The 3,515-nt window shown below is 35.0% G+C and carries 3 protein-coding genes; all 3 read right to left on the bottom strand.

Features of this window, described 5'->3' with window-relative positions; genetic code table 11:
• Positions 1–241: 241 nt before the first annotated feature.
• A complete protein-coding gene (locus KI369_RS26765; RefSeq protein WP_000369764.1) occupies positions 242–403 on the bottom strand; it encodes a hypothetical protein in 162 nt (53 codons plus the stop codon).
• Positions 404–537: 134 nt separating this feature from the next.
• On the bottom strand, positions 538–2,889 hold the full coding sequence (locus KI369_RS26760) for a hypothetical protein (RefSeq protein WP_000695233.1): 2,352 nt from the start codon (positions 2,887–2,889) through the stop codon (positions 538–540).
• A 117-nt stretch (positions 2,890–3,006) separates the two neighbouring features.
• Positions 3,007–3,515, bottom strand: a 509-nt coding sequence (locus tag KI369_RS26755) for a hypothetical protein (RefSeq protein ID WP_212958556.1), incomplete at its 5' end; no start/stop codon positions are given.

Raw genomic sequence — 3,515 nt, 5'->3', positions numbered from 1 at the left:
ACAAATTGGGTGCGGTTCAAATGCCTGCAAGCGTGTGAAGGGCGGTTCTAAGAAAAAATAAACTTTTTTAGCAACTAGCCACCTTGCGGTAACAGTTACATAAGGCGAGATGTTGGAGCATCTCGTCTTCTTTAGTTTATGCAAAAACTATTGTTATAATACTTCTACACTTATTATAACATCAACTATTGTACATGTCATGCAGATTTAACCGCAATAGTTGATAAAAAAGACATTATTATTAAAACGAAATCAATTTTGTTCCCGTTTCAAAATACTTTGCAGGAGCATAACTTGTCCCATTCCGATCCTGAAATTCACTTCCAATATATAGCGAGATAATCATTGCGATAACTCCAATAAAAATCGTTCGTTTCATACGCTGTTTTTTATTATTATCCATTCGAAAATTCTCCTTTCTACGTAAAAAAGGCACACCTCATTAAGGGATGTGCCTTTGGTTTATCCATTCAGCTACTAGTTTAAGAAGGATTATATACTTTTTATCGATTCAACTAATTATATAATACTATTTAACTAATTTTTATTCTTCATGTAGTACCAGTTTGATAAGTCTGTAATTATGTGTTCTTTTCCAACCCAGTTCCATCCAGGCGTTTGTACAGGGAATGGGAGGTCTGCAAGCACCCTTCTCTTCTTAAAGTCATCATACGCGACACCTTTAATTTCTACCTCATTTGTCAGGCACAAGCTCATTTCATTCACACCGGCAGGATTTGTCTCCACATTGAAAGAATACTTCCCATCTTTCGTCTTTAATGGTGCATACCATTTTTGTCCACCATCAATAATTTTCTCTTGTCCATCCCAATATAAAGACTTAGTTGGTCTTTTACTATCAAAGACATGTCCCGTTATTTCAGACAAATACATATTTTTAGGTAAGAATTTTGATGTTACGCCATTATTAGAAACACTCTCTAAATCATATGTTGTTTTTAGTCCTTCATCTGCAAATGGATACTGTGCCGTTGCTTTTGTAAATACACCTGGATAATTGGCATTCCAATCATTTTTGTATTTCCCATTAACTTCATAAGAAAAACCATACCCAGCATGGAGCTTAGATGGTGCTAAATTATCAATACTTCCACTTAATGTTTCATAGAACATTTCTCCCACTGTATCCTCTTTTGACACACGTTCACTTACTGTTTCTACCACACCTTTTACACTCGTTACTCCGCACATCCCTTTTTCATGAGATGGTGTATAGATAGCTGTTTTAATAGGATTATTTTTGTATGTGGTTTCTTCTATATCTAGACGGTTACCAGCAGGGTTAATTTCTGCCTGAATTGTTCCTTTCCCCTGATGTTGCCAGCCAAGGTTCAAGGTTTTCTTTTCTCCCTCAGTTAACCTTACCTGTTGTGACGCTACTTGTTGTCCGTTATGCTTGAGCACGACTACTGTTTCAGGATTTGCATATTTTGCTTCTAATGAATCTAACTTTTTAATTTTATTTTTCTCTTTTTCTAGTTTCTGTCTTGCTGTATCTAGTCTACTTGCAGCATCGTCTAATCTATTTTCTTCCCAAGAACAGTCTCTATCAATGTAGTAATCATTGCCTTTTTCATCTTTCTCATGAATTGGATTACGACGACAATAACTCAAACTAGACTGTGCACTGTCCCTACCTGATTCAGCGCTATATACTTCCTGTTGAGATTTATTAATATTATTATTCACCTTTGCTCTATATTGGTCACGTTCCGGTTTAAAATTATCACGTGATACATCTATTCTTGTTTTTATATTCTTTCCTTCTCTTGCTGTTTCTCCTTCAATTCGGTCAGCAGAGAAATCAATTTTATATTTAAAATCATCTTCATCACCTGGATCTGGATTAGGTGTTACTTCTGTACCACAGTTTCCATCTACAATGAAATCAACTGTTTTCTCATTTGAATCCCTTTGAACTCCATCAATAATTTTTAATTTTGCCGTATATCGACCACACATCTGAGGTTGCCAACTTATATCTTCTTTCGTAAATCGTCCTGCATCACCTTCATTTGGTTTTTGATTATCTTTTTGTGGCGTTGAGCGCAAGTAATTTTCTTGATGATGCACTTTTTCACCATTTTTAGTGATATCCAACAGCCATTTCACACGATTCCGTTCACCCGCTATCGATGAATAAGGGTTACCTATATCGAGTTTGGGACCACGTTCTGTATATCCTTTATCTTTACTTACGTACTCGAAACCGTTAAATGTAAACTTAACAGGTGTATCCTTCTTACCATTAGAAGCTTTAAAATCTTTTATTTCAGGTTTACTAGATCGTACATACCATAGGTTATATTTATTTATTCCATTTACGCCGCCAGCACCTGCATATCCACCAGAAAGGTAAGCTATATCACGAATCCAGTAAAATGCTCCATAATTCTCAGAACCTGTATTATTAAAAATGACATGACTGTTTATATTATCTAAAACAAATTTAGGATTTCCCCAATATTTATCAGATATAACACCATTATTCACTCTTTCGATTTCTGTAACCATCCGATCTCCCACTGTGACAGCCTTATTCCAATAACCATCGTTTGAAATCCGCACAAAAGGCTCACTTAGGTCTTCTCTTTGTACCAAGTTTGCTTGTGGGTTTTCAAAACTAAAAGAACCATTGTAAACAGCCGGATAGTGAAGGTCTCCTTTGTACGCTAAATCTATACCAGGTGGTGCATAATCTCTTCCAAATCGATAGAATTTACCTTGCATTTGTAAATCTTTTGACTTAAGAAACTTATCCTCATTTCCATTCAGAAAAGGTACATCGGCATTTTTTGCCTCGACCATTGTAGGCATCGCTAATAAAACAGAAGTACAAACCAGCAGTAGTTTACTTTTTATTTTCATTATTTTCCCCCCTAAAACATAAAAAAGGACAAACCTGTACCATTGGTTAGGTACGTAAGGTTTGTCCTTCACGCATATCATTTGTTTATCTTATTATAATTATAAATTATTATATCATTATTTAGAATGAACGTCTACATACATTGTGTGATCAGCCATAGATTGTCCAATGCGAATTTTATAGTTTCCTTTTTCATAGTTGTTTATTTTTCGTGCATCAACCGTTTCTTGAATTTCCTTATCTAGATTTAAGCCACTTAGTAAAGTAGTCCATTGTTTCGCTAATTCAACAGTCGCTTTGTTGTTATCTAGGAAATATATTTTAAAATCACCTGAACTTCCAACTACAGAAAATTGTGCTCCAATAGAACCTTCTGGTAGATACATATTACTATCTAATAAATCAATAGAACCACCAATCTCTTTATATTTTAAGCTTGTACTATAGGTACTATTAATATCTTTGATGATACTCTGAGCTTCACTAGATACTTGTTTCTGTACTATTGGGTTTTTTAATGCTTCTGGATAATAAACCAATTTCTCATTTGCTAAACTAGCATCTAAGCCTGCTGGTACTTCTGGCTTTGTCTCTGGCTTAGTTTCAGGTTTTTCCTCTGGTTTTG

Origin of the sequence: Bacillus sanguinis, assembly GCF_018332475.1 — a bacterium.
In the GTDB taxonomy this organism is placed as follows: Bacteria; Bacillota; Bacilli; order Bacillales; family Bacillaceae_G; genus Bacillus_A; species Bacillus_A sanguinis.
Note: the sequence above shows the minus strand (reverse complement) of the source record. Positions and strands in the feature narration are given on the sequence as shown.

Excerpts from the sequence above, each read along its gene's own strand:
- KI369_RS26765 (WP_000369764.1), bottom strand. The coding sequence starts at position 403 with ATGGATAATAATAAAAAACAGCGTATGAAACGAACGATTTTTATTGGA.
- KI369_RS26760 (WP_000695233.1), bottom strand. The coding sequence starts at position 2,889 with ATGAAAATAAAAAGTAAACTACTGCTGGTTTGTACTTCTGTTTTATTA.